Annotated in this window: 20 protein-coding genes and 1 riboswitch; of the genes, 6 read left to right on the forward strand and 14 right to left on the reverse strand. The window is 65.3% G+C overall.

From position 1 onward, the window contains the following. Positions 1-44: 44 nt before the first annotated feature. Entirely contained in the window at positions 45-398 is a 354-nt protein-coding gene (locus tag HGI30_RS14655; protein ID WP_168908233.1) for a helix-turn-helix domain-containing protein, read from the reverse strand. Positions 399-521: 123 nt separating this feature from the next. On the opposite strand from HGI30_RS14655, the gene HGI30_RS14660 reads away from it, so the two are divergent. Next, the gene (locus tag HGI30_RS14660) at positions 522-1,160 is read left to right on the forward strand and encodes a nitroreductase family protein (RefSeq protein ID WP_168908234.1); all 639 of its coding nucleotides are present in this window, start codon (positions 522-524) and stop codon (positions 1,158-1,160) included. A gap of 102 nt (positions 1,161-1,262) precedes the next feature. Here HGI30_RS14660 and HGI30_RS14665 read toward each other — a convergent pair whose 3' ends face one another. From HGI30_RS14665 to HGI30_RS14695, 7 genes are all read right to left on the reverse strand, one after another. Continuing rightward, the gene (locus HGI30_RS14665) at positions 1,263-2,153 is read right to left on the reverse strand and encodes a fumarylacetoacetate hydrolase family protein (protein ID WP_168908235.1); all 891 of its coding nucleotides are present in this window, start codon (positions 2,151-2,153) and stop codon (positions 1,263-1,265) included. Between the two features lie 57 nt (positions 2,154-2,210). Then, a complete protein-coding gene (locus HGI30_RS14670) occupies positions 2,211-2,984 on the reverse strand; it encodes an SDR family NAD(P)-dependent oxidoreductase (protein WP_168908236.1) in 774 nt (257 codons plus the stop codon). Between the two features lie 122 nt (positions 2,985-3,106). Further along, the gene (locus tag HGI30_RS14675; RefSeq protein ID WP_206109927.1) at positions 3,107-3,973 is read right to left on the reverse strand and encodes an amidohydrolase family protein; all 867 of its coding nucleotides are present in this window, start codon (positions 3,971-3,973) and stop codon (positions 3,107-3,109) included. Further along, positions 3,970-4,401 (reverse strand): L-fucose mutarotase, encoded by a 432-nt coding sequence (fucU, locus tag HGI30_RS14680; RefSeq protein ID WP_168908237.1) that lies wholly within the window; start codon positions 4,399-4,401, stop codon positions 3,970-3,972. The genes HGI30_RS14675 and fucU overlap by 4 nt, the downstream gene beginning before the upstream one ends. After that, positions 4,395-5,513 carry a Gfo/Idh/MocA family protein gene (locus HGI30_RS14685; protein WP_235680138.1) on the reverse strand — a complete coding sequence of 373 codons (1,119 nt, stop codon included), beginning with the start codon at positions 5,511-5,513 and terminating at the stop codon, positions 4,395-4,397. Before HGI30_RS14685 ends, fucU begins: the two co-directional genes overlap by 7 nt. Before the next feature lie 10 nt (positions 5,514-5,523). Continuing rightward, complete coding sequence (locus tag HGI30_RS14690; protein ID WP_168908238.1) at positions 5,524-6,768, reverse strand: UxaA family hydrolase; 1,245 nt, start codon at positions 6,766-6,768, stop codon at positions 5,524-5,526. Beyond that, a complete protein-coding gene (locus HGI30_RS14695; RefSeq protein ID WP_168908239.1) occupies positions 6,765-7,103 on the reverse strand; it encodes a UxaA family hydrolase in 339 nt (112 codons plus the stop codon). The genes HGI30_RS14690 and HGI30_RS14695 overlap by 4 nt, the downstream gene beginning before the upstream one ends. Before the next feature lie 164 nt (positions 7,104-7,267). Here HGI30_RS14695 and HGI30_RS14700 point away from each other — a divergent pair, with 164 nt between their 5' ends. Beyond that, positions 7,268-8,278 (forward strand): LacI family DNA-binding transcriptional regulator, encoded by a 1,011-nt coding sequence (locus HGI30_RS14700; protein WP_168908240.1) that lies wholly within the window; start codon positions 7,268-7,270, stop codon positions 8,276-8,278. A 347-nt stretch (positions 8,279-8,625) separates the two neighbouring features. Here the strand turns inward: HGI30_RS14700 and fosB are convergent, their stop codons facing one another. Both fosB and HGI30_RS14710 read right to left on the reverse strand, forming a co-directional pair. After that, a complete protein-coding gene (gene fosB / locus HGI30_RS14705; RefSeq protein WP_168908241.1) occupies positions 8,626-9,048 on the reverse strand; it encodes a metallothiol transferase FosB in 423 nt (140 codons plus the stop codon). 196 nt (positions 9,049-9,244) lie between these two features. After that, positions 9,245-9,736, reverse strand: a complete 492-nt coding sequence (locus HGI30_RS14710; protein ID WP_168908242.1) for a C40 family peptidase — start codon at positions 9,734-9,736, stop codon at positions 9,245-9,247. Between the two features lie 4 nt (positions 9,737-9,740). Continuing rightward, positions 9,741-9,874: riboswitch (cyclic di-AMP (ydaO/yuaA leader) on the reverse strand. 318 nt (positions 9,875-10,192) lie between these two features. Here HGI30_RS14710 and HGI30_RS14715 point away from each other — a divergent pair. After that, complete coding sequence (locus tag HGI30_RS14715; protein ID WP_168908243.1) at positions 10,193-11,461, forward strand: glycosyl hydrolase family 18 protein; 1,269 nt, start codon at positions 10,193-10,195, stop codon at positions 11,459-11,461. A gap of 128 nt (positions 11,462-11,589) precedes the next feature. On the opposite strand, the gene HGI30_RS14720 is transcribed toward HGI30_RS14715, so the two are convergent. Next, positions 11,590-12,057, reverse strand: coding sequence for a CBS domain-containing protein (locus tag HGI30_RS14720; RefSeq protein WP_168908244.1), 468 nt, complete (start codon positions 12,055-12,057; stop codon positions 11,590-11,592). A gap of 187 nt (positions 12,058-12,244) precedes the next feature. Here HGI30_RS14720 and HGI30_RS14725 point away from each other — a divergent pair, with 187 nt between their 5' ends. Further along, the gene (locus HGI30_RS14725; protein WP_168908245.1) at positions 12,245-12,676 is read left to right on the forward strand and encodes a MarR family winged helix-turn-helix transcriptional regulator; all 432 of its coding nucleotides are present in this window, start codon (positions 12,245-12,247) and stop codon (positions 12,674-12,676) included. 42 nt (positions 12,677-12,718) lie between these two features. Here the strand turns inward: HGI30_RS14725 and HGI30_RS14730 are convergent, their stop codons facing one another. After that, entirely contained in the window at positions 12,719-15,169 is a 2,451-nt protein-coding gene (locus HGI30_RS14730) for a heavy metal translocating P-type ATPase (RefSeq protein ID WP_168908246.1), read from the reverse strand. Between the two features lie 258 nt (positions 15,170-15,427). Between HGI30_RS14730 and HGI30_RS14735 the strand changes: the two genes are divergently transcribed. Beyond that, positions 15,428-16,627 (forward strand): S8 family serine peptidase, encoded by a 1,200-nt coding sequence (locus HGI30_RS14735; protein ID WP_168908247.1) that lies wholly within the window; start codon positions 15,428-15,430, stop codon positions 16,625-16,627. Between the two features lie 79 nt (positions 16,628-16,706). Next, complete coding sequence (locus HGI30_RS23640) at positions 16,707-16,907, forward strand: DUF6199 family natural product biosynthesis protein (RefSeq protein ID WP_407945043.1); 201 nt, start codon at positions 16,707-16,709, stop codon at positions 16,905-16,907. A gap of 828 nt (positions 16,908-17,735) precedes the next feature. Here HGI30_RS23640 and HGI30_RS14740 read toward each other — a convergent pair. Continuing rightward, on the reverse strand, positions 17,736-21,383 hold the full coding sequence (locus HGI30_RS14740) for a hypothetical protein (protein WP_168908248.1): 3,648 nt from the start codon (positions 21,381-21,383) through the stop codon (positions 17,736-17,738). A 29-nt stretch (positions 21,384-21,412) separates the two neighbouring features. Further along, on the reverse strand, positions 21,413-22,978 hold the full coding sequence (locus HGI30_RS14745) for a hypothetical protein (RefSeq protein ID WP_168908249.1): 1,566 nt from the start codon (positions 22,976-22,978) through the stop codon (positions 21,413-21,415). Between the last annotated feature and the right edge of the window lie 60 nt (positions 22,979-23,038).

Here is a 23,038-nt window from a genome sequence, read left to right on the forward strand (position 1 = left end):
AATAAAACGCCCCCCGATCCTTGGATCAGGGGGCGTTTGGATTTCTAACGGCAAAAGGTCTGGAAGTTCGCCTTGCCCTCCAACACCTCTCTCAGCAAAGCTTTCGAAGCTTTCATTTGTTTTTCCATTTTCTGAATATGGATGATCTTATCCCTGACCAGCTCTTCCTTTTCTTCGGTGGAGCTTTCGCTGATAAGCAAGGACAATTCCTTGATCGTAAACCCCAAGGCAAGCAGCATTTTCAAATCCTGCAAATAAGCCACCACGTCCTCGCGATACACGCGGTAATTATGCTCATCTCTCGAGATGAACGGCTCCGGAATCAACTCGTTGCGTTCGTAGAATCTCAGGGTGGATATGGGCAGCCCCGTCAACCGGGACACTTCATTCGCTTTCATCGCGCCATCCCTACTTCCCATCAAAATAATCGCTTGCTATAAACAAAGGTTCATCGTTCATCCTAGGATAACCAGAGACATCGAGGATGTCAAAACCACTGGTCGATCCAAAGGAGAGATTCCATGCTGGAGCAAATTCGAAACAACGACTTCGTCGACATTATTTCCGGCCGCCGGTCCGTACGATGGTATGAGGAAGAGGTCAAAATTGCGCAGGAAGAGCTGCGCGAGATCATTCAAGAAGCCAGCTTGGCTCCTTCTTCCGCCAATATACAGCCCTGGCGCGTTATCGTCGTAGCTTCCCCGGAAGGAAAGCAGAAGCTTCGTCCTCTGGTCCAGTTCAACACGCGGCAAAATGATACCTCTGCGGCGATGCTCGTTATCTTGGGCGATACCCAGAGCGAACGATACGTGGAAGAGATTTACGATGCGGCTGTGGAACAAGGCAAAATGCCCAAGGAAGTGCGCGACAAGCAAGTCTCTCAAATCCAGAGCATGTTTCCTCATCTCTCCCAGGAACAAAAGATCGAAATCGCCAAGATCGATGCAAGCCTGTTCGCCATGCAGCTGATGCTGGTCGCGCGAGCCCACGGCTACGACACCAACCCGATGGCAGGCTTTGAACGCGATCAGGTCGTTGGCGCGTTCGACCTGGATGCCGAACGGTACGTGCCGGTCATGATCCTCTCCATCGGGAAGGCGAAAGAGGAGGGCCATGAATCGGTGCGCTTGCCCAGCGAGCGTATCACGTTCTGGCGTTGACGGAACGATCGAAAAAAGCCAAAGGCACCCCGTACCGGTGCCTTTGGCTTTTGCCTGGAAAGGAGTGGAGCCGGCGTGGCCGACGGACGAAAAGCCGGCTCCCTACTCCGCCGTCATCCGGTTGCGCAGCGTGCCGAGCTTCTCGATCGCAATCTCCACGACATCGCCCGGCTGCAGGTACACCCGCCGCTCCGGAGGCAGGCCGAGCACGACGCCCTCCGGCGTGCCGGTGAGGATGATGTCGCCCGGCGACAGCGTCATATGCCGCGAGATGTAGCTGACGATCTCGTCGCAGCGGAAGATCATGTCCGACGTGCTCGACGACTGGCGCGTCTCTCCGTTCACGACGGCCGAGATCGCCAGCGCGTTCGGGTCGCCGACCTCGTCGGCCGTGACCAGGTACGGGCCGAGCGGGCTGAACTTGTCGCAGGTCTTGCCGAGCAGCCACTGCGGCGTGCGCATCTGCAGGTCGCGGGCCGACAGGTCGTTGACGCAGCAATACCCGTACACATGGTCCAGAGCCTGCTCGCGCCCGACGTTCTTGGCGGTGCGGCCGATGACGACGACGAGCTCCGCCTCGTAGTCGACCTCCGAGCTGACGCGCGGCAGCGGGATGTCCTCGCCGTGGGCAGCCAGCGTATTGTTGAACTTGTTGAACAGGATCGGATAGGCCGGGATCGCCGCGTTCGTCTCCTCCGCATGCTTGCGGTAGTTGAGGCCCACGCAGATGATCTTGCCCGGAGCCGTCACGCACGGTCCGAGCTGCAGCGCGTCCTCGTCCAGCCACAGCTCCGCGTCGCCGTCCGCCTGGGCAGCCAGCGCCTCCAGCGTCCGCCGCGCTTCGTCTCCGCCCTCGATCGCGGCCCCGATCGTCATCGGCACCTGCCGCCCCTCGCCTCTTGTCGCGGCAGCAGCCGTCACGTCCAGCACTCCCTGCTCCGTACGCATGCCGAGCGCCAGCCGTCCTTCCCTGTGAAATGTCAGCAGCTTCATGATGGCCGATTCCCCTTTCGCTTGCTTCGCTTGCTTTCTCTTGCCTTCGCTCGCCGTCTAGGCGTTCTTGCCGAATACGACGCCCCCGTCCAAATAAAGCGGCGAGCCCATCATGAACTTCGACTCGTCGGAGGCGAGGAACAGCGCGCCCTCGGCGACGTCCTCCGGCCGGCCGAGATCGCCGCTCAGCTGGCGGCTGCGGATGCCGGCCAAGCCTTCCTCCAGGTCCTCGTACGATTCGCGCAAATACTTCTCCACGAACGGCGTCAGGATCGTGCCCGGCAGCAGCGCGTTCACGCGGATGCCGTACGGCGCGTAGTCGACCTGCATCGACTTGGTAAGCGCAAGGATGGCGCCTTTGGTCGCGGCGTAGGAAGCCCGGCGGGCGAGGCCGATCTCGGCGATGCACGAGCTCATGTTGATGATGACGCCGCCGCGCCGCTCCATCATCGACGGCAGCGCCGCCCGGCTCGGCAGGTATGTGCCGCGGATGTTCACGTTGATGACGCGATCCCAGGCGTCCGGCTCCACCTCGTGCAGCGCGCCGACGCCGCTGATGCCCGCGTTGTTGAAGAGCACGTCGATGCGGCCGTGCCGCGCGAGCGTCTGCTGCGCCATCGCCTCCGCCGAGGCGGGATCGGTGACGTCGCAGCCGACGGCGGATGCCTGGCCGCCCGCCTCGGCGATCAGGGCGACCGTTTCTTCGGCCGCCTCCACGTTGATGTCCGCGACGACGACGGCCGCCCCCTCCGAGGCGAAGCGCAGGGCGGAGCAGCGCCCGATGCCCGAGCCCGCTCCGGTTATGAGCGCGATCTTGTCCTTCAGTCTCATCGTCCGTTTCCTCCTTGTATAGCGCCTCCAGCGCATTTTTCCCGCTCGGCGGCCTTGCGTTCCCGCTCATGCGGCGGCAGGCCCGGATGAGCCCAAGTGAACCCCGCCTGCCCGCATGCAGCCTAGCGTGAAGCCCGCCCCCGCCAGCCGGACGCCACGCCGAGGCCATACCAGCGCGCCGCATTGCCGCCGAACGCATCCCGCCGCTGCGCCTCGCTCCACGAAGCCGGCAGCAGCGTGCGCGCCAGCTCGGCGACCTCGCCGTACTCCGCCGCCGGCAGGCAGACCGGCCAGTCGCTGCCGAACAGGACGCGCTCCGGACCGAACCGCTCCAACGCTTCCTCCGCATGGGGCCGAACCGTCTCCGGGCTCCAGCCCGCGCCCGCTTCCGTAACGAGGCCGGACAGCTTGCAGGCGGTGCGCGGCCGCGCGGCCAGCTCGCGCAGGCCGTCGCTCCAGACGCGCCGACGGCTTCCGGCCGCCATGTCCGGCTTGCCGATGTGGTCGAGCACGGCGCGCAGCTCGGGCACCTGCTCCAGCGCTCGCGCGGCTGCCGCCATCTGCGGCGGCCGCACGAGCACGTCGAGCGTCAGTCCGCGCTCGCTCGCGGCGCGCAGCCCGCGGATGACGCGCGGACGCTCGATCCAGCGGTCGTCGGCCAGATCCTGCAGCATCGGCCGGATGCCGAGCAGATAGGGCGATGCCAGGAGCCTATCCAGCGTCTCCTCGACGCGCTCCTCTTCCAGATCGACCCAGCCGACCGCGCCGGCGAGCGTAGCCTCCCTTTCGCACAGGTCCAGCAGATATTCCGTCTCGGCCAACGTCGGCGCGGCCTGCACGACGATCGAGCGGAAGAAGCCCTCCCGAGCGAGCAGCGGAGCCAGCTCATCCGGCCCATAGTCGCGGTACAGCGGCCCCAGCTCCGGCGTCAGCCAGCCGTAGTCGCCGCGCGACAGCTTCCAATAATGCTGATGCGCGTCGATGTTCACGTCCGCACCACGCCTTTCGTCAGGATGAGGTTGCCGTACGGGGCCGGCTCGCTCGTCGCGACGACGGCATAAGCCCGGCCCGCCCGCTCGTAAAAGGCGAACCGCTCCAGCTCGGCGATGCCGACCTCGCGCCGTTCATGGAGACGCAGCAGCTCCCGGTACCGCTCCCAGACAGCAGGCGCCGGCGGATCGCCGGGTACGGCCGCCATGACGGCGGCCGGCTGCGGCACGTACGTGTCCACCGGCAGCAGCGTCAGGATCGCCTCCAGCAGCTCCGGGATGCCGTGGCCGTCCGCCCGGATGAGCCGCGCGGCCGTCGACGCCGCCGGAAAGTTGGCGTCGGCGAGCACGAGCTCGTCGCCGTGGCCCATCGCCCGCAGCGCGGCGAGCAGCTCCGGCGAGAGCAGCGGCGAGATTCCCTTCAGCATGCCGCCTCCTCCTCTTCCTCCGCCGCGATCTCGCGCAGCGCGACCGGTCGGTCCTCGCTCATCGAGCGGTACGCCGCGAAGACGAGCTGCATCGTCTCGAGGTTGTCGCGCACGGAATGCTCCGGCTCGCGGTCCTCCTCGATCGCCCGCAGCAGCTCGCCCATCGTGCCGAGGAAGGCGTCGGGGAACCATTTGCCGTGCAGCGTCGGAACGAACCAATAATCGGGATGGAGGAGCCGCGAGTGGAACCGAAGCGTGTCCTCCCGTCCGACCGGATAGTCGTACAGCGAGCCGTTCGTGCCCTGGACGATGCCCTCCGTGCCCTCGAACCGGTACGTCGCGTGCCAGTCCTCCTCGCCGGCGATATGGTTGTGGTTGTCGTGGATGAGCGCGCGCCGCTCGCCGGGATAGCGCAGCGACAGCATCGTGCGCGTCTCGCCGACAGTGCGCTGGCCGGGGAAGCGGGCTCCGTCGGCGTAGATCGAGTCCGGCGTGCCGAACAGGAAGCGGATGCTGTCGAGGTAATGGATGCTGTGGTACATGACCTCCAGCGTCGGCATCTCCCGCAGCCAGCTCCACGCGGCGAAATCCTGGCGGACGTCGACCGAGATCGTCGCCTGCAGCGGCTCTCCGAGCCAGCCTCGGCTCAGGATCGCATGGCTGGCGCGGATGCCGGGCGACCAGCGCATCTGCTGGTTGACCGCGCCGCGCACGCCATGCTCCCGGCAAGCCCGCTCGATGGCCGCCGCCTCGCGGTAGCTTTCGGCGAGCGGCTTCTGGCAGAGCATGTGCTTGCCGGCGCGGGCCGCCTGCAGCGCGATCGCCGGCTGCGCCTTGGCGGGCACGGCGATGTCGACGACGCGCACGGCGGGATCGGCGAGCAGCGCCTCGAGCGAGCGATACACGCGGGGCAGGCCGAAGGCGGCAGCGAGCGCGGCGGCTCGCTCCTCCTCGAGATCGTAGATGCCGACGACGTTCAAGCCGCCTTGGCGGTAGGCGGGCAGATGGCAGGAGCCGACGATTTCGCCGGCTCCGATGATGGCGATGCCGGCAGAGCGGTCTTGCGGGAGCTTGGGCTTGTAGTCGAGCTCCAGATAGTCGATGGCGTTCATAGCTCCTCCTTTACAGGCTCGGGCCGATGCGGTTGATGGAAAATTCCTGATGCCCGAGTATCTCCGCCTTCGTGAGCTTTCCTGCCGCGACCTCGACGATCTCCTGCCAGATCCTCTCGCCGGCCGCCTCCACGTCGAGCGACCCGTCCAGCATCGGGCTGACGTCGACGTCCATATTGTCCTCCATGAGCGAGAACGTCCTATCGTTGCCGGTAATCTTGACGACCGGGACGACGGCCGCGCCCGTCGGCGTGCCGCGGCCGGTCGTGAAGCAGACGATATGCGCGCCCGCCGCCGCCATGCCGGAGACGCATTCGATGTCGTTGCCGGGAGAGTCCATGAAATAGAGCCCGCCCTCCGGCAGCCGCTCGGCATACTCGGTCACGCCGAGAATCGGGGACGTGCCGCATTTGCTGATGCAGCCGAGCGATTTCTCCTCGATCGTCGACAGTCCGCCGGCGATGTTGCCCGGGCTCGGATTGCCGCCGCGCATGTCGGCGCCCATCCGCTCCACCTCGCGCTCGAAGCGGCCGACGATCGCGTACAGCCGCTCCCGGACCGCCGGGTCCGGACAGCGCTCGGCGAGCACATGCTCGGCGCCGATGATTTCCGTCGTCTCGCCGATGACGACCGTGCCGCCTGCCCGGACGAGCGCATCGGCTGCGGCGCCTAGAGCCGGGTTGGACGCGAGCCCCGAGGTCGCGTCCGAGCCGCCGCATTTGACGCCGACCTTCAGCTTGGACAGCGGCACCGGCACCTGCGGCTGGCGCATGAGGTCCGACTGCAGCTGCCGCGCCAGCTTCGCGCCGTGCTCGATCGCCTTCACCGATCCGCCGACGCTCTGGATGTCGAACCATTCGACAGGTTTACCGGTAACGCGGATCGCATCGGCCAGCTGCTGCGGGTCGACGACCTCGCAGCCGAGGCTGACGATGAGCACCGCGCCGACGTTCGGGTTGGCCCCCGTCCCCGCCAGCACGGCGAACGTGCGGTCCTTGTCCGCGCCGATCTGGCTGCAGCCGTGCGGATGCGGCACGGCGACCGCCCCCGGCACGAGCTGCGCGATGCGGCTGCACACTTGATTCGAGCAGATGACGGTCGGGATGATAAGCAGATGATTGCGGATGCCGATATCGCCGTTCGCCCGCTCGTACGCCAGGATCGTCGAGGCTGACTGCTCTCCCGCCGGCGCTGCTCCTGCCTGTGCCTCGCCTGCTGTCTTTGCCGCTTGCGCTCCCTCGCCTGCTTCGCTCATGCTTCTCCTCCTCCCGGTCTGCCCGAGGCGGCCTGGTCGCCGCGCCCGCGGATGCCCTCGATGTTGTGCACGTGCACATGGCATCCCGGCTCGATCGGGACGACGGCGCGGCCGATCACCTCGCCGTACTTGCGCACCTCTCCGCCCGCGCTCACCGCCGAGATCGCGATCTTGTGGCCGAACGCGACCGGCTCCGTCAGGACGACGCTCCCCTCTCGCCCGCCGGCCTTGTACCGGATCGTCTCTCCGGCCGCCGCATCCCGCAGCGCGGTCGCGACATGATCGCGGACATCCATGACGATCGCGTCCGCTCCCGCTTCGAACGCATGCTCCATGTCCTCGCCTCCTCCTAGCGCATGGCGGACGACGCAGGTCGGCCCGCCATGCCTTCCCTATTTGAGTTATCGGTAACTCAAATGTAAGCGACTTCATGCTTGCTGTCAATAGACCGCATTCGCTACAATGAGGGCAGCCTGGTCTTTGGAAACGGAGGAGCTTCATGGTCACCATCTACGACATCGCCCGCGCGGCCGGCGTCTCCGCCATGACCGTATCACGGGTCATCAACGAGACGGGCCGTGTCGGCGAAGCGACGAGAAAGCGGGTGCGGCAGGTGATGGAGGAGCTGCAGTACGTGCCGAACTCCAACGCCCGCAGCCTCGTCCTGCAGAAAACGAACATCCTCTCCCTGCTCATCGCGGACATCACCAACCCGTTCTATACGACGCTGGCGCGGGGAGCGGAGGATACGGCCAAACGGCTCGGCTACCGGCTGCTGCTCGGCAACAGCGACGAGGATTACGGCAAGGAAAAGGACTACGTGGACATGATCCTGTCCACGCGGGTCGACGGCGTGCTGTTCGCCCCGGCGGGAGACGGATCCGCCCCGCATCTGCGGCTGCTGGAGCAGCACCGCATTCCTTACGTGCTGCTCGACCGGGACGTGCCCGGCATCCAGGCGGACCGCATCCTCGGCGAGAGCCGCGACGGCGCGCGCCGGCTCGTCGAGCATCTGATCGCGCTCGGCCATGAGCGCATCGCGCTCGTGAACGGCTCCGAGGACGTCTCGACCGCACGCGAGCGCCATGCCGGCTACCGCGACGCGCTCAAGCTGAACGACCTCCCGTACGACGAGGCGCTCGTCCGCCATCTCGACTATTCGGACGGCTTCAATCCGAGCGATCTCGATCCGCTGCTCGCGCTGGCCTCCCCGCCGACGGCGATCTTCGCCGCCAACAACTTCCTCGCCCTCGGCGTCATCCAGTCGCTGCGCGAGCGCGGCCTGGCGGTGCCGGACGATCTGTCGGTCGTCTGCTTCGACGACCTCGGCTTCGCCAGCGTGCTGAGCCCGTTCCTGACGGTGGCGGCGCAGCCGGCCTATCAGTTCGGCGCGCTCGGCCTGGAGCGGCTCGTCGACCGGATCGAGAACGGCGACGGCAGCGGCCCGCGCACGCTCATCCTGCCGGCGGAGCTGATCGTGCGCTCGTCGAGCCGGATGCGGGGGCGCTGATTGTAGAAGGGGGAACGGAAACGCTCCGCATGCGGAAACGCTTCATGTAGGAGAAGAGCAGAACCTCCCCACGTGCAGGCGTGTTGTGAAAATGGAACCGACCTGCTTCACGCTTAAAGGTATGACAAAGGGCTGCTCCCATGATCCGCTTCACGGATGATGGGAGCAGCCCCTTGTACGTTTGGGCTCTCCTTCCAGCGCGTTCTCGGGTGCTGAACGCCCGATTATCCCGCTCCAGCGGCTGAATGGCGCTTGTCCGTTTCGTTCGAATGGATGAGACGCCCATAGAGGCCCAATCGCGTCTCTATGTTTCGTTAAAGTCCTCGTCCAAGCAAAATCTCCTGCCGCTAGTCGAAAAACTCCATATGCGGCTTGGTCTCGCGATAATAGGCCATCCGGTCGGCCAGCGTGCCGGTATGGAATTCGAACTTGTGTCCGTCCGGGTCGGCGAAGTAGACCGAACGCCGGTCCCGCTCGTCCCGCTCCCGCCCCGGCAGGATATCCGCGCCGATGCGCCGCAGCCGGGACAACGCCTCGTCGAAGTCCTCCTCGTTCACAGAGAAGGCCATATGGGTGTACGACAGCCGGATCTCCTCGCGCGGAAGACCCTTTTCTTCGTTCAGAGCCAGCCACAGTCCGTCGAGATCGAAATAGGCGGTCGTCCGCCCGCGCACGAGCAGCCTCGCGCCGAGCGCCTCCCGATAAAACGAGATCGACCGCTCCAGCGACGAGACGCTGAACAGCAGATGATTGATGCCTTGCAGCTTCATGATCGCAGCCTCCTTCTGGCCGAAAACAACGAGCCCGCCTAGGCAGGCCGCTTCGGCGCTTTTTCTATTTCTGTGGCATGGAGCATCAAGCCCCGCTTCCACTCAGCAGCCAGGGAGCCGGATGAACGCCGCCACCGCCTGCCCGAAGTCGCAAAAAGCCCCGGCAGCCTGGCTGCCGGGACCTCGCCTGTGATTCTTATTCCTCGCCGGCGACGTCCTCGCCGTCATCCTCGCCGATCAACTTGCTGTAGTCCTCTCCGGTCACGACGCGGCGGGCGGTGACGTACCGCTTGGCGTAGTAGGATTCGCTCAGCTTCGTGTAGCGCACGCCCTTGTTGGAGGAGTGGGCGAACTTGCCGTCGCCGACGTAAATGCCGGCATGCGAGATGCCGCGGCCGCTCGTATTGAAGAACACGAGATCGCCGGGACGAAGGTCGTCCTTGTCCACCTTCGAGCCGATCTGAGCCTGCGACTTGGACGTGCGGGGCAGCTTGACGTCGAACTGGTTGAAAATGTGACGGATGAAGCCGGAGCAGTCGAAGCCGGCCGTCGTCGTGCCCCCGTACTTGTAAGGCGTGCCGATGACTTTCTTGATCGCGCTGTCGAGATCCGGCGTATTCGCGAACGCGCTGGTGCTGAACGTCAGAAGCATGAACAGGCTGAGCATGGATAAGATGACTTTCTTCACGAGTTGCTTCTCCCTTCGGATGCCTACGAAGTTAGCTGTGGGTTCGGTTGAAGGTTCCCTAGAATCCTCTCTTGCAAGATTCATTCACCCGGTATGGTTCCCCCGTTTTTCTCCTCGAAAATTCGGCACGATGATTCATAAATTTTGGTAAAGGTTAATATTCGTAGTTTCGTGTCGAATCCCTGCCTAGGAATTATTAGAAGTCCCTCATCAAATCCCTTACTTTTCTCATAAATCGGAATAGGCCCTTTCTCCCATATCATCGAATCGCGTCGATTTCCCTCTCGTTCTTCCTACCTAGAGGAAGAAATGGATATTTCCCCCTCCGACTCTGTGAAAATATCCTTTTTGCAGTATGTATTTAATAGGATAATAATGGCACCTTCCGATCGAAAGGAGGCCAGCCGCCGAAGCCGTCTTCTTGCCTTCATCTCTCATCCAAAAAGGAGGACTCTCATGTCCGCAACTTCCCGCTTCAACAAGCCCCGCTTCACGGCGCTGCGCGCGCTGCTGCTCGCCGCGTTCCTGATCGTCTCGATTCTGCCGGGCTCGTTCGCCGTACGGACCGCCAATGCGGCGGATGCCTGTACCGGCGTCGCCGCCTGGTCGGCCTCCGCCGTCTACACGGCCGGCCAGAAGGCCGTGTACGCCAGCACGCTGTACGAGGCCAAGTGGTGGACGACGAACGAACGTCCGGACCAGGCCGGCCAATGGGGCGCCTGGAAATCGCTCGGCGCCTGCTCGTCCACGCCGACGCCGACTCCGACGCCCGGCGTTCCGAGCGGCAAGATTACCGGCGCTTACGTTGCCGACTGGCATTTTCCCAATGTGAGCACGGTGCCGGCCCAGAAGCTGACGCATGTGTTCTACGCCTTCGCTGATGCGGTCAATAACGGCGTGAGCGGAGGAGACGCCTCCAAGCTCGCTCAGCTGACGACGCTCCGGAGCAAAAATCCGAACCTGAAGGTGCTCGTCTCCGTCGGGGGCTGGGACCGCTCGCAGGGCTTCGCCAGCGCCGCTTCCACCGACGCCAACCGGACGGCCTTCGCCAACAGCGCCCTCTCGTACATCCGCGCCAACAAGCTGGACGGCATCGATATCGACTGGGAATATCCGACCGCAAGCGACAAGCAGAATTATACGCTGTTCATTCAGAAGCTCCGTTCCGTGCTGGACGCCGGCAGCGCGGCGGACGGCCGGGGCGCCAACAAGTATCAGCTGACCGCCGCCGTAGGCGCTTCGGACTACGGGCTCGGCAACATCGACATCGCTGCCGTGCACCCGTCGTTCGACTTCCTGAACGTCATGACCTACGACATGCAGGCCGGCTCGGGCACGCATCATACCGCCCTTTACAATTCCTCCCGCGCGAACTACAGCGTCGACAGCGCGGTCAAGCTGCTCAAGAGCAAGGGGCTGCCGACGTCCAAGCTGGTCATCGGAGGAGCTTTCTACTCCCACGGCACGGCCGACTACACGTACGACCAGCTGAAGGCGAGCTATATCAACAAGAACGGCTGGACGCGCCAATGGGACGACACGGCCAAGGCTCCTTATTTGACGAACAGCAGCGGCGGCTTCCTGACCTATGACGATACGCAGTCGCTGACGGAGAAGGTCAAGTATCTCAAGGCGAACAGCCTGGCCGGCATCATGTTCTGGGAGTACGGGCAGAACATGGACGGCGAGCTGCTGAACGCGATCGACGCCGCTCTCAAATCCTAGCCGATCGGCAGGCAAGCATGGCCTCGCTCCCTCGCCAGGGAGCGGAGCCTTGCCGGTTCGCCCCGAGCGGCTGCAACGCAAAAAAGGTGGAAGGATTGCCGGCCGAGCCGGTTTTCCTTCCACCTTTTTCAACGTTCCTCGGTCAGATAACTGCCGAAGGAGTGCCGGATGACATCTCCGCGGCTGATGATGCCGACGAGCACGCCCCCGCGGTGCACGGGCACCTTCTTGATCTGCTTGCGGCCGAGCAGGCCCGCGATATGCGCGACGTCCTCGTCCTGGCTGACCGCCACGACCTTCTTGCGCGACAGCTCCATGACGTTGCGTCCAAGCAGACGGCGCGTGCGGTCGTCGTACTCGCCTTCGTTCATGCTCATCACGGCGGAGAAGTAGAACGCATCGAGGACGAAGTCCTCCCGGTGGCCGATGTAGCGCATGATGTCGCCGTCGCTGATATAGCCGACGATCTCGTTGCGTTCGTTGACGACCGGCAAGCCGCTGATCCTGTACTTGATGAACTTCTCGATGACGTCCCTCAGCGTATCCGTCTCCTTGACCTTGTGGACCTGGCGGATCATGATCTCATGCGCCTTCATCCCCTGCACCCCCCGGGCTCTCGAACCGTCCTCCTGCATGTGGTTGCATCATGCATCTATATAATTGTATTATACAACTATATCGAAACCTGTCAATGCAGGGTATGCCTGCCGACAGGTCAAGGAGACGGCGAATGACGCCCGCTTTCAGGAGGGCGGCGCCGCCTCCCCGTCAGGAGGAGAGACGATGGACCACCACGCAGTCGAAACGATCGAAATGGAGCTGTCCCACCTGATTCGGCGGCTCATCTCGGAGACGACTTACCGCAAGAGCGGCGACAGCCTGGATCGGGCGGCCTATCTGCTGCTCGACCATATCGCCGGAAGCGGCTGGGCGTCGGTCAAGACGCTCGCCGAGGAATTCCGGCTGGACAGCTCCACGATCAGCCGTCAGACGGCCGCGCTCGAGAAGAAAGGCTATCTTGCGCGCATGCCGGTGGAAAGCGACCGCCGGGCGTACACGCTGGAGCTGACCGAGCTCGGACGCCAGGAGCTGGAGAAGAACAAGCAGATGCGGACCGAGCGCATCGGCGAGCTGCTGGCAGGCTGGACGGCGCAGGACGTCGAGCAGTTCAGCCGGCTGCTGCAGAAGTTCGGCGAGTCCGTGTCGGAAGGCTAGACCGGCGGGGACAAAATGGATCGGATCGGGCAGGCCGGCAGCTCATCCCGCCTGGACGCGCTGCAGGCGCAGCGCGTTCAGCACGACCGAGACGGAGCTGAGCGCCATCGCCGCGCCGGCGACCCATGGCTCCAGCAGGCCGGCGGCCGCGATCGGGATGCCGAGCGAGTTGTAGCCGAGCGCCCAGAACAGGTTCTGGCGAATGTTGGCCATCGTCTTGCGGCTCATGCGGATCGCCTCGGGGATGCTGCGCAGGTCGCCGCGCATGAGCGTCACGTCGGCCGCTTCCAGCGCGACGTCCGAGCCGGTGCCGACCGCCATGCCGATGTCGGCCGTGGCGAGCGCAGGCGCGTCGTTGATGCCGTCGCCGACCATCGCCACGACGCGGCCTTCGCGCTGCAGGCGGCTTACCTCGTCCGCCTTGCCCTCCGGCAGCACCTCGGCGAGCACTTCGCCGATGCCTGCCTGGGCGGCGATCGCCTCGGCGGTGCGGCGGTTGTCGCCCGTCAGCAGGATGACGCGCAGGCCCATCTCCTTCAGCTTCGCCACGGCTTCGGCCGAGCTCGGCTTGATCGTGTCGGCGACGGCGATCAGACCCGCGTAGCGGCCGTCGACCGCGACGAGCATCGCCGTTTTGCCTTCCCGCTCCAACGCCTCCATCTGGGGATAGGCGGCAGCGGCGTCCACCGCTTCCCGCTCCATGAGGCGCCGGGTGCCGACGAGCACGCGGCGACCTTCGACGTCGGCCTGGATGCCGTAGCCCGGAATCGCTTCGAAGGACGTCGGCTCCGGCAGCTCCGGCAAGTCGCGGCGTATGCCGGCGACGATCGCCTCGGCCAGCGGATGCTCGGAGGCGAGCTCCGCCGCTCCGGTCAGGCGCAGCAGCTCGCCGCGCTCGATGGCCGGCAGGACATCGGTCAGCACCGGCTTGCCCTCGGTGACCGTGCCGGTCTTGTCGAGCACGATCGTATCGGCTTTATGCGTCTGCTCCAGATGCTCTCCGCCCTTGAACAGGATGCCGAGCTCCGCGGCGCGGCCTGATCCCGCCATGATCGAGGTGGGAGTCGCCAGGCCGAGCGCGCACGGGCAGGCGATGACCAGGACGGCGATCGCGATCTCCAGCGCATGGGCAAAATCGCCCGGAGCGATCAGGAAGTACCAGACCAGTCCCGCCGCAAGCGCGGCCGCGACGACGATCGGCACGAAGATGCCGGAAATGCGGTCGGCGACGCGCTGGATCGGCGCCTTGGACCCTTGCGCCTGCTCGACGATGCGGACGATCTGCGCCAGCGTGGAGTCGCCTGCGGCCCGCGTCGAGCGGACGAGCAGCGCCCCGTTCTTGTTCATCGTGGCGCCGGTGACCGCATCGCCGGCTTGCTTGGAGACGGGCAGGCTTTCCCCCGTCAGCATCGACTCGTCGACGCTGCTGCTGCCGTCCTCGACGAGACCGTCCACGGGAATCTTGTCGCCGGGCCGGACGCGGACGAGATCGCCGACCTGCACTTCTTCGAGCGGCACCGCGATGTCCCGGCCGTCCCGCAGCACGGTAGCCGTCTTCGCCTGCAGGCCCATGAGCGACTTGATCGCCTCGGAGGTGCGGCCCTTGGCCAGCGCCTCGAGCAGCTTGCCGGTCACGACGAGCGTGATGAGCACGGCGCTCGTCTCATAGTAGAGCGACGGTCCGCCGTGATGCGCGCCGCTGCCCGCCAGCTGCCACTCGATCGTCAGATACAGGCTGTAGAAGTATGCGGCCGACGTGCCGAGCGCGATGAGCACATCCATGTTCGCCCCGCCGCTGCGCAGCGCGTTGAACGCGCCCCGGTAAAAAGGCGCCCCGATTACGAATTGCACCGGCGTAGCCAGGGCAAGCTGCAGCCATGGATTCATGAGCAGCGCCGGAACCGGCAGCCACGACAAGAAGGCGAAATGCGCCGCCATCGTGTACAGCAGCGGCAGCGAGAGCAGCGCCGAGGCGGCGAGGCGCAGCGCCTGACTTTTCCTCTCCTTGCGCTTGCGGGCTTCCGCTCCCCCGGCCTCCTGCTCGATCGGCAGCGCCTTGTAGCCGAGCTTCGCCACTTTCTGCTGCATGTCGCCCAGGCTGACCTCGCCTGGAGCGTATTCGACGCGAGCTGTCTCCATCGCGAAGTTCACCGTCGCCGAGGCGACGCCCGGCATGCGGGAGAGGCCTTTTTCGATGCGGGCGGCGCAAGCGGCGCAAGTCATTCCTTCCAGCCGCAGCTGAACGGTATCGTTCGCCGTGCCGTAGCCCAGCTTTTTCACTTTGTCCTCCAACGCGACTCGGTCGACCTTGCCCGGATCGTAGACGACGCTCGCCTGCTCCGTCGCGAAATTGACGCTGGCCGCCGAGACGCCGTCTATTTTGGCCAGCCCCTTCTCGATGCGCGTCGCGCAGGCGGCGCAAGTCATGCCGGTTACCTGAAGAACGGATTTATGTTCGCCCGACGGGGCGGCGGTTGCTTCGGATCGAGCCATCTTGTTTCGCCTCCAAATAGGTTAGCTTTGACTCCAATATACCCCCTCCCCCTATATTGGTCAAGAAAAAAATGTCCTTCCTTCGCCCTTTTTTTGTAGGATGGCCTCCTGGGTTTGCGGGTATTCGGCTGCCGCATGGATATGCGATGCTTGTCCGCTGCCTGGATTGGGGGTAGGTTTCCCCCGGCGCCGACCGGCGGCAGGAAAAGGAAGCCCCGGCAGCGAAATGGGCTGGCAACGGAAAGGTGGATCGTCTCCATGCCTGAAACAGTAACCGCATATGTCTTGGATACCGGCGTCGACCCGAGCTTGGCGGACGAGTTCCCTCATGTCCGCCTCCAGCCCGGCTTCAACCTGAGCCGGCACGGCTCCCCGGACGACAGCTCCGACCCGCATGGTCACGGCACGGCCGTCGCGCGCACGCTGCTCGCAGCGTGCCGAACGGCAACGGTCCGGCTGGTGCCGATCCGGCTGCTCGATCGGCGCGGCGCGCTCTGGGAGCGGAGCCGGGTCGCCGACGCGCTGGAGCGCATCCTCCGCGAGCTGCCGGAGGGACCGGCGGTCGTCTGCGCCGCCTTCGGCGACGGCCGGCATCTGCTGCCGGACGAGCCGGACGGCGAGCCGGCGGCGGCGGAGCGGATTCGCGAGCTGCGCCGGCGAGGCGTCGCCTTCGTCGCTGCGGCCGGCAACTTCTATGCCGCCGCGCGGCAGCAGCGCCGCTGGGGGATGTGCTGGCCGGCCAGCTGTCCGGACGCGGTAAGCGTCGGGGCGGCCGTTTTCGTGCCGGAGGAAGGGCGGCAGCGCGAGGGAGATGGAGCAAGCCGAGACAAGACGGAACGGATTGCGTCGGCGGACGGTGAGGCTTCGGCTCTGAGCGAGGGAGCTTTGGCTCCGAGGGAAGCAGCTTCGGGGCTAAGCGAGGGAGCTGCTGCTAGGAGCGAGGCGGATTCGATTCTGAGCAAGGCGGCGTCGGGGCCAAGCGAGGGAGCTGCTGCTAGGAGCGAGGCGGATTCGATTCTGAGCAAGGCGGCGTCGGGGCCAAGCGAGAGAGCTGCTGCTACGAGAGAGGCAGCTTCGGGGCTAAGCGAGGGAGCTCCGGCTTCAAGCAAGGATGCTTCGGCTTTAAACAAGGATGCTTCGGCTTTAAGCGAGGCAGCGTCGATTCTAAGCAAGGGGGATTCCGCTCCAAGCGAGACGGCTTCGTCTGGCCGTTGGCTGCTAGAGCCGAACAGCCAGCGAGTGCCGTCCGCATCGGCCTGCGGCGGCACGACCTTGTTCGCGCCTGCGCATCCGCCGGGGCATACAAGCGGCGCCGCAGCCTTCGCGGCCGGCCGGCTGGCGGCCGTCTGCAGCCGCTACCCCGGCATCAACGTGGACGAGCAGCTCGTTCTGCTGTTGAGCGGTGCCGCCTCCGTTCCCGATGGCGAAGACGGGGCGCGTTGGCCGCTGTTGCTTTGAGGACATGAACTTCAATCGGAGAGCGTTCGGCCTTCAGACAGAGATGGGGGATTTACTTGCCGCGAAAGGGGCGAATTCAATGGTTTTTTTGGGATTAATGCTGATTGGCTTTGGCATCACAACTTGGTTTTATCCAGAAAAAACATGGAAATTCACAATTGGATGGACGACAGACGACGGAACCGAGCCATCCGACTCGTACATCCTATATTTAAAAACCCTGTCGGTTATCTTCATCTTCATCGGGTCCATGGGAACGGCGGTTTCCTTCTTTGGGTAATGAGGTTTGATCGACTGAATCTTCCCATCTTCCCTCGCAACCTTCGCTGCCTAAAGCTCCCATCTGCCGATGAAGCAACTCTAACGAAACTCAGAGACGCTATTCGGCTAAAAACAGCCTTCCATATGTTCTAACGAAACTCACGATCGCTATTGTGCCGGATTAGCCGCAAAATTGGCGTTTCAGCCTCCAATAGCGCTCCTCCGTTTCGTTACATTTTCAATCGTGCCCTTTTGAGACGAATAGCGTTCGTGAGTTTCGTTAGCGCTCGCAGCCCAGGCACCGACGCCATGCCGGCTCGTCGAGCTCATGCCAACCTAACTTTTGCTACAGCCACCACTCCCATTGTCTCTCACCGCCCCTCTTCTTCTCACTCCCCTGCTGCCCGACTCCTTTGCCTTGAAAACAAAGCTTCCATGAAAGCAAAAACGAAGCGGAATGGCTCCGCTTCGTTTCGTGAGATGGCTTCGTTGCTTCAAACGGTCTCGTTCCTTCAAACGGCTTCGTTGCTTCAGACAAACTCGTTGCTTCAAACGGCTTCGTTGCTTCAGACAAACTCGTTCCTTCAGACAAACTCGTTCCTTCAGACAAACTCGTTCCTTCAGACAAACTCGTTCTTTAGACAAACTCGTTCCTTCAGACACACTCGTTCCTTCAGACAAACTCGTTGCTTCAGACGACTTGTTTGTTTCAACCGGCTCCGCTTCGTATCGCCTAATCGCTTCGTTTCGCCGGCTCCGCTCCGCTTCGTGTCGTCGTCCAGCCCGATACGGCCCTCTAGTCCGCTCCTCTCCCGTCCTCCGCCCCGTCGCTCTTCCGATGTCTTCCTCAAAAAGCCGGCTGATCGTTCCTTTGGACCGCGATCACGTATCCGATGTCCACCAGCATCGCGGCGGCCTTTTCCGCCGTGCTGATGCCGAGCAGGATCGTCTTCGTCTCCGGCTCGTCGTCGAGCACCGCCGCCGAGGCCAGCATCGAGCCGGTATAGTCGAAGAAATTGTCGACCCACAGCAACGACTCCGCGGTCTGCATGCCGCGTACGGCCGGATTTTCCGACTTGCGCTCCTCGTCGATCAGGATGCCGAAGGCCGCCGTGCGCAGCACGGTGCGGACCCCCGTGCAGACGAGATCGAGGGCCGCATTCGCCTTCGCGAGCTTTTGGAATGCGGCCGACTCGAGATCGCTGTACTTGTCCGTCAGCGAAGCGAGCGCCGGCACGAGCGCCTTGGCCGACATGAACGAGGAGATCGCGAGGTTCGTGTCGTCGATCGCCTCCACCGCGTCCCCGCGGTTCGTGCGCCGGCTCATCGCCTCGACCGCCGTGCCGATGCCTTGGACCGCTACGCCGAAAAACATCGCGGGCTTGGACGGCTTGGCATCGTCGCTCGCCTGCTGGGCCCAGGCATAGGCCGCGGCTCCCGCCTTGAGGAAGGCTCCGATCAGCCCGCCGATCCAGCTGAACCGGTTCAGCGCCGAGAAGCCGGACTGCGCCGTGACGTTGCCGAAGGCAAGCGGCACGACCTCGCCTTTTGCGAGCGGCGCTTCGCCGACGATCAGCTTGTAGCCGATCGTCGCCGGCACGGAGAGCAGCAGCAGCATGCCGTCGATCAGCGAGAAGGAGGCATCGACATGCGTGCCCGGCGCGACGAGCTCGACGAGCTTTTCCACGAACGGGAACCGGACTTGGGCGAACAAGGCGTCGCGCAGCGCCCCCATCAGCGCGTCCATCAGGTCGAGCGAGCGCAGCACGAGAGCTTGCAGCCCTTCGAGCAGCCCCTCCGCCGCATCGGCCGCCACGGCCGCCGCCGCATCGCGGAACGTCTCCAGCGACAGGCCCGACCGTCCCGGCAGCTTGCCGCCGAACAGCGCCGACAGGTCCGCCTCGACCCGGCTCCAGGTGTCGATCAGCGCCTGCGCCTCGTCGGACACCAGCCCTTCGATGAACGTCTCCAGCGCCTGGATCATCTCTGCCGCCGGATCGGGTCCGTCGATGTGCACGATCTCGCCGACCGCGTCGTCGAGCTTGCGGCGCACCCAGCTGACGACGCTGTTGCCGGTGATGGCGTCGATGAACTCGCGCACCGGCGATGCGGCCCCCTCCAGCTTGTCCTGGAGGCTCTCGCCCGGTGCCGGCGGGCTGGGCTGGAACGCCGCTCCCCCCTCCGGCCGCCAGCTGTCAAGCGCCAGCATCGCCGAGCGGAATCCGCTCTCCACAGTCGGCTTGAGCGCGGCGACCCGGCTGCGCACATAGCCGAGCGCGTCGTCGACCGCCTCCTTCATGGCGTCGCGGACGATCAGCACGTCTTCCCAGCTGAACAGGAACTTGAGGAACTGCCATACCTTGTCGAGCCCCGTCTCCACCTGCTGCCACAGCCAGCGGAAGAAGCCCGCCGCCTCCTCGAGGCAGCTCAGCGCGAACCGCTTGATCTTGCCGCCGAGCTCGCAGACGAAGTGCAGCGCGTCCTCCGCCTTGTGCAGCACGAACGTCCACGCTTCCTCGGCCCGATGCGCCAGTCCCTCGAAAAAGTCCGCCACCGTATGGCCGAGCTGGACGAAAAAGCTCTCCGCGCTCTCCGCCGCCTGCACGAGGCGGCCGATGACGCTGTCGTCCGCGGCCCGCACGCCGCCGCGGCCGTCGGCGACGATGCCCCAGCGGTAGCCGTCCGGCACGGACGAGGCGGCGATCGCCGAGCGGTACGGGTCTCCGGCCGCGCTGCGCCGGATCGTCCAGGAGCTGCCGCTCGGACCGGCGGCGAGCTGCGCGCCTTGGCGCAGCGCGTCGGCGACGGCGTCGGCCTGATCCGCGCCCGATCCGGAGCGCCAGGCATCCGGCAGCAGCGGCTGCTCGCCGCCGGGCATCGCCACCGTCGCCGAGCGCAGCTCCGCTCCGGTCAGGCCGGCGAACCGCTCCAGCGCGGCCGCCGCCGGCTGCAGGTCAAGATGGCCGTCCAGCCCGTCGACCGTCAGCCGGTAGGACGGCGGTGCAAGCGACTGGACGCGGCTGTACAGAGCGATGCCGCCATCCAGGCCGGTGACGGCCTGCGCCGACGCTCCCGGTCCGATGAACGCCGGCCGGCTGCCGAGCAGGATGTTCGTCGGGGCGGACGCCTCGACCTGCACGGCGACGCCCGGACGCGGCTCGCCCGTCGAAGGCTCGACGACGCGCAGCGTGACGGCGTAGCAGGCAGAGGCGATCATCGCGGCCGGGTCCTGCACGCGCAGCTCCGTTTCCTGCCAGCTGCGGCCGTCCGCCGCCTGGGCGATCAGTCCCGCTCCGCCGCCGGCGTACACCGCCAGCACGGAGGAGCGCAGGCTGCCGTCGCCCATCGCCGGAGCCATTTCCAGCACGCCGGTCCGCACGAGCAGCGGCGCCAGCCAGCCGCCGCCTGCGTCCTGGGCGGCCGTCAGCAGGCCTCCGTCCTGAAGGAGGCACCAGACGCTCGTCGCCTTGCCGCCTGCGGAGGGACGGTCGGCCAGGCACAGATCAGCCAGCGCCGGCGCGGCCTCGGGGGCGACGACGGCCGTGACGGCAGCCTGCTCGGCGTTGTCCTGCTCGTCCGCCGTGAGCAGGCTGACGCCGCTGCCGCCGACGTACAGGTCGGTGCCGTCCGTTCCGGTCAGTCCGGTCTCCAGCAGGCGGGCTCCCGCCGGGCAAGGCAGCGGCACGACGGGCGGCACGGTCGCCGCATGACCGGAGTCGTCATAGTCGGGAAACGGACGGAACGCCAGCGAGTCGGTGCCGCTGCCCGTGCCGAGCACGTACAAGCCCGGTCCGTAGGTCGGGTGCACCCCCGCCTCGAAGTCATAGATTTCATCCAGCGTCGTCGCCGGATTGAACACGAGCGCGTCGGCGAAGCTCGCCGCTCCGCCGCTCCGGAGCAGATAGAGCAGGTCGCCCGCTCCGCCGTGTCCCGCCAGCACAGCCGTCCAGCTGCCGTCGCCCTCGTCCAGCACGCGGATCGCCTCGACGCGCCGCCCTTCCCTCGTCCCGCCGTCGGTCCAGGCGAGCGTCTCCCAGGCGGTGGCGGCGCTGCTCAGGCCGAATGCCGTCCAGATCCGGCTCGCGCCCGTACCGCCAGGCTCCTCCGTCGCGACTGTCAGCGCGATCCGGTCGTCCTCCGTCCAGGCCGCGCCGATCGCCTGCACCCGCGGCGCTCCGCTCCCGGTGCGGCCCGGCGTCAGCTCGACGCTTTGCCAGCCGTCCGGCGACTCGAGGTCGCGCCGCGCCAGGAACAGCTCGCCGTCCGTGCCGATGCTCAGCAGCATCGGCAGCACGGCGCCGCCGCGATGATCCGGCAGCGAAAGAACCCGCCGCTGGTACCGCCCGACCTCCGCCGGATCGGCCAGCGCCTCCGGTCCGAATACGCGCGCCTGCTCATAGTGGTCGATGATATCCGAGCTGACCGTGAAGCTCCAGTCCGCGCCCGAGGCGTCCTTCGCCGAGAACGCCTCCACGCGGGGCTGCTTGTCTGCCATATCCATCCCTCTCCCTTCTAGGTCGCGCCTCAAGGCGCCTTGTAGATCGCGTCCAGCAGCAGGTCGCCCGTCTCGCCGGAGAACCGGAAGTTCTGGAAGGCGAACGCGCCTCCGCCGGGCGGTACGAAGCTGTGCTGCGACAGGTCGAGCTCAAGCTTCGAGAATGCCTGCCGGAGGCCGCTTTCCAGCTCCCCGACGATGTCGCTGGCGGAGCGGGTCATGATTTCCAGCAGCGTGCCGCCCGTAATGCCGAGCAGCTTCGGTATTTCCGAGAACGCCTCCTCGACCTTGCCGAAGCCGCTCGCTTCGTTTCGGGTCGTATGGAAATCGCCGAACGAATAGTCGAACTGCGGATCGAGGCGGAACGCGCTCGTGCCTCCCGGCGTCGACAGGGCGACGCTGCCCGTGATCGGGGCTTCTCCAGCCGCGTCGAGCTTGGCCGTCTCCATGCCGGCAGGGCCGAGCGTGTGCTCTCTGTAGATGAAGGAGCAGTAGACGCGGCCGGTGACGTCCATCGACGCGCTTCCCGGACGGATCGCCACGTTCAGCTCGAAGCCTTTGGTCAGGTCGATGATGTGGTCGATGATGTCGCGGCTGCGGTTCGACTGGCTCTCCTCGCGTTGGAAGCGTCGGTTCAAGCCGTCCGCCTGCGGCTGCAGGCCGCCGAGCGCCTTGGCGAACTGGGGCATGAGGTAGTTGTCCACGAATACTTCCTTGCGGATCGCGAGCAGTCCGGAGACGAGCCCCTTGGAGCCGTCCAGCATCGCGGGATCGATCCAGCGGTCCTGGAGCGCGACGCGCGCGCCGTCCCGGTCGGCCGGCAGCGGACGGCCGGCGAGCGCGCCCAGGTAGCTGAGCGTGCTCGCGGCGGGCGCTTCCGGCACTGCATGCACGTCGAATACGAAGTCGGTCAGCGCGAATGTCGGAAGCTGCTGCTGGCCCGCGTTGCGGCGCACGACCGTACCGAGCAGGAAGTCGTCCGAATCGCCCGACTGCAGCAGGCCGCCGAGCAGCGACAGCGCCTTCACGCGCGCCGCTTGCGGCACGTCCGGCGGGATGTTCACGTCGTGGTTGTCGGCCATCAGCAGGTTCGCGTTCGTCAGCTCCAGGAACAGATACTCGATGGAGAACACGTCATCCGGCAAGCCGGCCTGCTGCATGGCCGAGCCGATCAAGTTCTGCGCCGTCTGGGCGCCGGCCGGGTCGATCGCGCGCAGCGCTTCGAGATCGACCGGCTTTTTGTCCAGGTCGGTGAGGAAGGACACGCTCCAGTTGTCGATCGGCGCCACGGCGGCCTCGTCGTTGTCCTCATCGTAATAGGTGACGGTGCCGCTCTGCAGCGTCAGCGTCACTTTCACCTGCGCCAGCTTGGCGTCCGGCACGTTCAAGTCGACGCGCAGCGGGGCCAGCGTCGCCGTCAGGCCGTACGGCGACGGGGTGCCGTCCTTCTTGAGCGGATACAACTTCAGCGTCTCGTCGAGCTGGCGCCGTCTTTTCCAGGCTTTCCAGGCGTAGCCGAGCTGGCTGTCGAGGCTCGTCTGAGCGAGCGCCAGGCACAGGTCGAAGTCGGTCAGGGCGTTGCGGCTGTCGGTCATCGTTTTTTGCACTCCTTTAATTGGAAATGGGGGATGCGCGAAAGGGAAGGAAGGGGCGGC

Source organism: Paenibacillus albicereus (assembly GCF_012676905.1).
Taxonomy (GTDB): domain Bacteria; phylum Bacillota; class Bacilli; order Paenibacillales; family Paenibacillaceae; genus Paenibacillus_O; species Paenibacillus_O albicereus.

What these genes read in the sequence shown, in the direction of transcription:
- HGI30_RS14740 (WP_168908248.1), bottom strand. Translation starts at nt 21,383, where the DNA reads ATGGCAGACAAGCAGCCCCGCGTGGAGGCGTTCTCGGCGAAGGACGCC.
- HGI30_RS23640 (WP_407945043.1), top strand. Translation starts at nt 16,707, where the DNA reads ATGGTTTTTTTGGGATTAATGCTGATTGGCTTTGGCATCACAACTTGG.
- fosB (WP_168908241.1), bottom strand. Translation starts at nt 9,048, where the DNA reads ATGAAGCTGCAAGGCATCAATCATCTGCTGTTCAGCGTCTCGTCGCTG.
- HGI30_RS14670 (WP_168908236.1), bottom strand. Translation starts at nt 2,984, where the DNA reads ATGAGACTGAAGGACAAGATCGCGCTCATAACCGGAGCGGGCTCGGGC.
- HGI30_RS14665 (WP_168908235.1), bottom strand. Translation starts at nt 2,153, where the DNA reads ATGAAGCTGCTGACATTTCACAGGGAAGGACGGCTGGCGCTCGGCATG.
- HGI30_RS14690 (WP_168908238.1), bottom strand. Translation starts at nt 6,768, where the DNA reads ATGAGCGAAGCAGGCGAGGGAGCGCAAGCGGCAAAGACAGCAGGCGAG.
- HGI30_RS14715 (WP_168908243.1), top strand. Translation starts at nt 10,193, where the DNA reads ATGTCCGCAACTTCCCGCTTCAACAAGCCCCGCTTCACGGCGCTGCGC.
- HGI30_RS14720 (WP_168908244.1), bottom strand. Translation starts at nt 12,057, where the DNA reads ATGAAGGCGCATGAGATCATGATCCGCCAGGTCCACAAGGTCAAGGAG.
- fucU (WP_168908237.1), bottom strand. Translation starts at nt 4,401, where the DNA reads ATGCTGAAGGGAATCTCGCCGCTGCTCTCGCCGGAGCTGCTCGCCGCG.
- HGI30_RS14700 (WP_168908240.1), top strand. Translation starts at nt 7,268, where the DNA reads ATGGTCACCATCTACGACATCGCCCGCGCGGCCGGCGTCTCCGCCATG.
- HGI30_RS14685 (WP_235680138.1), bottom strand. Translation starts at nt 5,513, where the DNA reads ATGAACGCCATCGACTATCTGGAGCTCGACTACAAGCCCAAGCTCCCG.
- HGI30_RS14735 (WP_168908247.1), top strand. Translation starts at nt 15,428, where the DNA reads ATGCCTGAAACAGTAACCGCATATGTCTTGGATACCGGCGTCGACCCG.
- HGI30_RS14660 (WP_168908234.1), top strand. Translation starts at nt 522, where the DNA reads ATGCTGGAGCAAATTCGAAACAACGACTTCGTCGACATTATTTCCGGC.
- HGI30_RS14745 (WP_168908249.1), bottom strand. Translation starts at nt 22,978, where the DNA reads ATGACCGACAGCCGCAACGCCCTGACCGACTTCGACCTGTGCCTGGCG.
- HGI30_RS14730 (WP_168908246.1), bottom strand. Translation starts at nt 15,169, where the DNA reads ATGGCTCGATCCGAAGCAACCGCCGCCCCGTCGGGCGAACATAAATCC.
- HGI30_RS14655 (WP_168908233.1), bottom strand. Translation starts at nt 398, where the DNA reads ATGAAAGCGAATGAAGTGTCCCGGTTGACGGGGCTGCCCATATCCACC.
- HGI30_RS14695 (WP_168908239.1), bottom strand. Translation starts at nt 7,103, where the DNA reads ATGGAGCATGCGTTCGAAGCGGGAGCGGACGCGATCGTCATGGATGTC.
- HGI30_RS14725 (WP_168908245.1), top strand. Translation starts at nt 12,245, where the DNA reads ATGGACCACCACGCAGTCGAAACGATCGAAATGGAGCTGTCCCACCTG.